The 5,654-nt window shown below is 67.4% G+C and carries 5 protein-coding genes and 1 pseudogene; all 6 read right to left on the bottom strand.

Going from position 1 to position 5,654, the window contains the following annotated elements:
* A pseudogene (locus ICN82_RS08025) lies at positions 1–84 on the bottom strand (ATP-binding protein); the annotation flags it as partial.
* 119 nt (positions 85–203) lie between these two features.
* Complete coding sequence (gene fahA / locus ICN82_RS08030; RefSeq protein WP_193181534.1) at positions 204–1,580, bottom strand: fumarylacetoacetase; 1,377 nt, start codon at positions 1,578–1,580, stop codon at positions 204–206.
* 69 nt (positions 1,581–1,649) lie between these two features.
* Positions 1,650–3,029 carry a short-chain fatty acid transporter gene (locus tag ICN82_RS08035; RefSeq protein ID WP_193181535.1) on the bottom strand — a complete coding sequence of 460 codons (1,380 nt, stop codon included), beginning with the start codon at positions 3,027–3,029 and terminating at the stop codon, positions 1,650–1,652.
* Positions 3,030–3,050: 21 nt separating this feature from the next.
* Positions 3,051–3,998 (bottom strand): 3-hydroxyacyl-CoA dehydrogenase family protein, encoded by a 948-nt coding sequence (locus ICN82_RS08040; protein ID WP_193181536.1) that lies wholly within the window; start codon positions 3,996–3,998, stop codon positions 3,051–3,053.
* Positions 3,999–4,098: 100 nt separating this feature from the next.
* Positions 4,099–4,782 carry a GntR family transcriptional regulator gene (locus tag ICN82_RS08045; protein ID WP_193181538.1) on the bottom strand — a complete coding sequence of 228 codons (684 nt, stop codon included), beginning with the start codon at positions 4,780–4,782 and terminating at the stop codon, positions 4,099–4,101.
* 226 nt (positions 4,783–5,008) lie between these two features.
* Positions 5,009–5,654 (bottom strand): cation:proton antiporter domain-containing protein (locus ICN82_RS08050; RefSeq protein ID WP_193181540.1); only part of this gene is annotated, 646 nt, incomplete at its 5' end.

Raw genomic sequence — 5,654 nt, forward strand, 5'->3', positions numbered from 1 at the left:
TACCGCTTGGACGCCCAGTGTGGCCGCCACATGCGTCTTTCCCGTGCCGGGCCCGCCGATCAGGACGACATTGTGGGCGCCATCAGCTATTGCAACGAAAAGCGCCCGCACTCATCGCACGGGCTGCTGACCCCGGCCGAAGTTTGTGATAGCCGGCCCATCAATCTGAAAGCCGCCGCCTGACATGAAGCCCATGCTATAGCTTAGCCCGGCGGCAAACTGGTCGAAAAACCGGGACCACCTCTCAGCTCACGGGCGGAAACTGCCATGTCGGGGGCGGGCAGCACGGTGCCGGTGCAGGTGCCGAAGCCGATCGGGACGAAGCCCTCGCGCACGCATCGGCCCTTCAGCGTGATCTCGTCGCCATCCTCGAGGAAGCTGCGCGTCTCGCCATTGGGCAGCGTCACCGGGCGCGCCCCGTTCATGGCCAGTTCCAGTAGGCTGCCGAGCTCGTCTTCGCGCGGGCCCGAGATCGTGCCGGTGCCGATCAGGTCGCCAGCCTCCATCTCGCAGCCTGACGAGGTGTGATGCGCCAAGAGCTGCGCCGGCGTCCAGTAAAGGTCGCGCATGTTGGAATGGATGATCGTCACCGGGCCCTCGCCCGCGGCGCGCATCCGCGCAGTCCGGAGCCAGACGCTCAGCGCCACGTCGAAGGTGCCCCCGGCCTGGTCCGCATTGTCCATCAGGTAGGGCAGCGGCTGCGGATCGGCCGGGTCGCGCGGCGCCATTGCCACGCGGAACGGCGCTAGGGCTTGGGGGCTGACCACCCACGGCGACAGGGTCGTGCCAAGGTTCTTCGACAGGAACGGACCGAGCGGCTTCATTTCCCAGCGCTGAATGTCGCGCGCCGACCAGTCGTTCAGGAGCCCGTATCCCGCCACATGCTCTGCCGCGCGGCCGATGGCGACTGGCTGACCCCACGCGGTCGGACGGCCGACATAGATCGCCATCTCCAGCTCCAGGTCGAGCTCGCGGCAGGGGCCGAACTCGGGCGCCCCGCCGGGCGCCAGCTGGCGCTGGCCCAGCGGGCGGCGGACATCCGTGCCGGAAACGCGGGTGGTCGAGGCGCGGCCGTGATAGCCGATCGGGACCCATTTGTAATTGTCGGGCAGCGGGTTTTCCGGTTGCAGCAGCCCGCCCGCGCGCACCGCGTGATGGATGCCCGCGTAGAAATCGGTGTAGTTTCCCACACGCACCGGGCGGTGCATCGTCACCGCCGCCATGTCCTGCAGGATCGCCCCGGCATGGGCGGAGGGCTCCGGCGCCGCCAGCAGCGCGAAAGCGGCATGGCGCAGCCTCAGCCCGGCCTCCTGCCCCAGTGCGAAGAGCCCGTTCAGCCCGTCGCTGGCAAGTGCCTCGCGCGGGACTGCATCGCCCAGGAGCCCCAGATCCAGCGCCGCCACGAGGTCGAGCACCTTGTCGCCGATCGCCATCCCGGCCCGCGGCGCGGCATCCCCGGCGGAGAAAATTCCCAGCGGCAGGTTTTGCACCGGGAAGTCGGTGCCGGGATCGTTCGCGGAAGCAACCCAGGAGCGGGCGGCCGGGTCATTCGTGTGATCAGGGGCGGGGTATCCGGTCATGGGGCGCGTCCTTTACGGGAAATTCGGGAGAGAAGGCCCCGGCAGCACTCGCCGCAGGGGCCGGAAGCGTCAGAAGAAGACGGGGATGGCCAGCAGCAGCACCGAGGTCACGGCGAACCAGATGCACCACAGGAAAGCCATGTAGCCCCAGACATCGCGCAGCCGCATGCCGACCACGGCGAGCGCAGGGATCACGTAGAGCGGCTGCAGCAGGTTCGTCGCCTGGTCGCCATAGACGAAGGCATTGACGATCAGCGGCAGGCTTGCCCCGATCTGCAGCGCGGCATCGACGGTGATCTCGCCCTGCACGATCCACTGGCCGCCCTGGGAGGGGATGAAGAGGTTGACCAGCGAACTGGAGAGATAGGTGAAGAAAGGCAGCGTGTTCGCTGTCGAGATCGAGGTGAAGAAGCCGACGATCACCGTGGCGAGACCGGATTTCGCCATCATCCCGGCGATGCCGCCATAGAAGGGGAACTGGATCATCACGTCGGTGGCGAGCTTGAGGTTGTCGCGATAGGCGGCGATGAACCGGGCGGGGGTGTTGTAGAGGAAGAAATTCGCGATCAGGAAGACGAAGATCACGAAGCTCAGCGACAGCGAGGCGAAAAGCCCGTTCCTGGCCACGGTGAAGGCGATCATCACCGCGCCCAGCAGGCCGATCGCCCACATCAGCGCCCGGCTGCCGTTCAGCCGGTCGGCGATGGAGCCAGCGAACCCGTCCGGCTCCGGCTCGGGCTCGGGCTCGGCCACGGGCGCACGCTCCTGGCGGAACTCGACGATCTCGTCCCCGGAGGGCCTGGTCCGCATCGCGACAAGCGTCGTCAGCCCTGCCAGCAGGACCCAGAGGACGATATTCGCCGGATTGTAGGTGGTCATGGTCTGCGGCATGACGCCGATCTTCTCCGCCAGCGGATGATCGCCTGCCAGCAGGGCATAGATCGTTCCGGTCGGGCTAAGGCACTGGCCGAGGATCATGGTCGAATACCCGGCTGCGATCAGCATCGGAAAATGCAGCCCGCGGATCCGCTGGCTCAGCGCCATGGCAAGGACCGGCGTGACGATCAGCGCGAAGGCCCAGTTCAGGAAGCTCGCCAGATAGCCGAAGACCATCAGGAGCAGCACCGCCGTGGCCGGGCGCGCGACCGCGCGGGCCAGCCGGTCGAGCCCGCGGCTGACTTGCTCCGAACGCGCCGTCACGGCGCAGCAGACCACCATGAAGGCCATCTGGAAGGCGAAGGCCGCCTGCGACCAGATCCCGTCATACCAGAACTGCGCCATCGCCAGCGGCGCGTTGCCGGTGGCCAGCACCCCTGCGACGAAGATGATGACCGTGAAGATCATGCAGAAAACCAGCGGGTCGGGGATGATCCGCTCGGCGGCGAAGTCGAATTTCTTGGACAGGCGCCAAAGCGGCGAGCCTGCATTGTCCATGTCCATCAGGCTCATGGTGTCCTCCCTGGGGTGATGTCAGTTGTCGTCGATGGCCGCGAGCTGGCGGATCAGCCGCCGGTGGAAGTCGCGGGTGATTTCCGCACTGCGGCCCTCGCCGTAGCTGAAGAACCCCTCTCCGGTCTTCAGGCCCAGCTTGTTCTCGGCGATTTTGCGGCGCAGCAGGTCGCTGGCGGCTTGGGCGGCGCTGATCTCGGGCAGCAGGTTGTCGCCGACGGCGCACCAGATGTCGATGCCGCCGAAATCCGCGATCTCGAGCTGGCCCGTCGTGGCATAGCGGAAGGCCGGCCCGTATTTCAGCGCGGCGTCGATGTCCTCCGCCGAAGCTGCGCCCGCTTCGATCAGCGCAAAGACCTCGCGCGCGATGCCCTGCTGGATGCGGTTGGCGATCAGCCCGGGGATGTCCTTCAGGACCCGGATGGTCTTCTTGCCGGCGCCCCTGAGCAGCGCCTCGACCCGGGCGAGGTCGGTCTCCGCCATGTTGCCGAAATCCGACAGCTCGACCAGCGGCACCAGATGTGCGGGATTGTACCAGTGGCAGACCATGCAGCAGGCGCGGCGGCCCTCGGGCAGCTCCGCGATCATGTCGTCGAGCCCGAGGCTCGAAGTGTTGCTCGCAAGGATCGTGCCCGGCGTGCAGAGCCGGTCGAGATCGGCGAAGAGCGCGCGTTTCAGCGCGATGTCCTCCGGGATCGCCTCGATGATGAACTCCGCCTCCGCAACCGCGGCTGCCAGGTCTCCGGGACAGGTGATGCGGCCGAGGATGGCCGGAATGTCCGCGGCATCGATCCGGCCGGTTTCCGCCAGCAGCCCGAGTTCCGCCTCGATGGCCGCGCGCGCCTTGCCGCGCATGTCCGGGAACGGGTCGTAGAGGCGGACCTCGTGGCCGTGGATTGCGAAGGTTTCCGCGATGCCATGGCCCATCGTGCCTGCGCCGATGACCGTGATGGTGCCGATGCTTGTCATGGGTCCTCCCGTGGATATGGCATGATCTCTCCTGCCCGGCCGCGTGGCGGCGGCCGGTTGCAATTCCTGGATGTCCGGCCGGGTCCGGCAGGGCGCGGCGCTAGACCGTCCCGTGCTCCGGGTAGACATTGGCAAGGGTCGAGTTCAGATGGCTGCGCAGCAGCGCGAAGGCCCGGTCCTCCTCGCGGCCGGTCGCGGCCCTTGCCAGCACCTCGTGCATGCCGATGAAACTCTCGGCATCGGCCATGCCGCGCATGTTGATCTGGCGGTAGCGGAAGGCTTGGTTGTAGAGGTCGCCCGCCAGCTCGATCAGCCGCGGCGAGCCGCAGCCGCCGATCAGCGCAGCATGGAAGCCGTGATGCAGCCGGTCGAATTCCGCCCCGCCCTGTCCGAAGGCCGCGCCCGCGCGCTGCACGTTCAGCCGCAGGCGGTGGAGCGCGGCGATCACTTCTGTCTCCCAGGCATCGCCGCCCTGGCGCATCGACAGGCGCAACGCCTCGCGCTCGACAAGGATGCGTACCCGGGTGATGTCGGCCAAGTCCTCGTGGCTCAGTTCGCGGACGCGGAAGCCGCGTCGCCCGACGGCGGCGACCATGTTGCGTGCGGCCAGCCGCGACAGCGCCTCGCGCACCGGGCTGGAGCTCACGCCGTAGCGCGCTGCCAAGTCGGCCACCGCCAGCCGCGCGCCGGGCTTCAGCGCGCCGGATATGATGTCGTTCTGCAGAAGCGCCGCGGCTCGTTCGGCCAGCGTCTCGCCCTCCGCCTGCTCCTCCGGGTCGGTCATGGTTCTCTCCTCTCCCTTGCTACTTTGTGCATAAAAACAAATTTAATGCAAAATATTTCTTACGATCTTGATATGCGAGATGCAGGCGCTTCGCCGGGCGCGCGAGCCAGGCCGATCGAGACCGTCAGCCGCCTTCTCGACGGGTTCGAGGGCAAGCTAAGCTCCGGTAAATGGACGAACCTCACCAAGGTATCGACCCACACGGCACCGCGGGACATCAGAGGGATCAGCGGACCGTGCATTCGGAGCCCACGTCCGGTGTGGCGACGACCGACGTCCTAGAGGGATCCGGCGCTTGCATGGGAATGGGCCGGGGGGTCGAGGATGGGAAACAGGCGAACCCTCCGGTGTCCAGTTCGGCCGTGCGACCTTGCCCGGGTCGGCCAACCGCATCGGAGACGACCACGGTTCGGTAAAGCACGTCCTGCACCAGCCATCCGGTTTCCCGGGCCACGGGTGACAGCCCCTCGGCGGCAACCAGCAAGCCAAGATAGACGAAGGGAAAGGCCAGCCCGTCATTCAGGCCGGCCTCGGTGGTCAGGGCGAAGCGCACGGGGTGCTCCCGGCCCTGCTGCGGGGGGCCGACCTGAACATCCGAGGCCAGGACCGGGTCGGTCGGCGCCAGCACCGCGCCCAGCAGGATCGCGCCTGCGAGCGTAAATCCGACAAGCCCGCTGCCGAGCCAGGCTGCCGCTGCAATCGTCAACGGCATCGCAATGCCCAGGAGCCGCCAGGTGGGGCGCCAGCGCCGCCAGGGACCGAGCCTGTCGATGCGCATGCCCGCGCCGAAAAGCGCGACGATCACGGTCATCTCGCTCATCAGCTCCCAGGGCAGCGGGGTCTGGCGCGGATCAGGCATCAATGCCGTGCCG

Source organism: Mangrovicoccus algicola, assembly GCF_014903745.1.
GTDB lineage: Bacteria > Pseudomonadota > Alphaproteobacteria > Rhodobacterales > Rhodobacteraceae > Mangrovicoccus > Mangrovicoccus algicola.

Coding starts and splice junctions, on each gene's coding strand:
- ICN82_RS08035 (WP_193181535.1), bottom strand. CDS start 3,029: ATGAGCCTGATGGACATGGACAATGCAGGCTCGCCGCTTTGGCGCCTG.
- ICN82_RS08045 (WP_193181538.1), bottom strand. CDS start 4,782: ATGACCGACCCGGAGGAGCAGGCGGAGGGCGAGACGCTGGCCGAACGA.
- ICN82_RS08040 (WP_193181536.1), bottom strand. CDS start 3,998: ATGACAAGCATCGGCACCATCACGGTCATCGGCGCAGGCACGATGGGC.
- fahA (WP_193181534.1), bottom strand. CDS start 1,580: ATGACCGGATACCCCGCCCCTGATCACACGAATGACCCGGCCGCCCGC.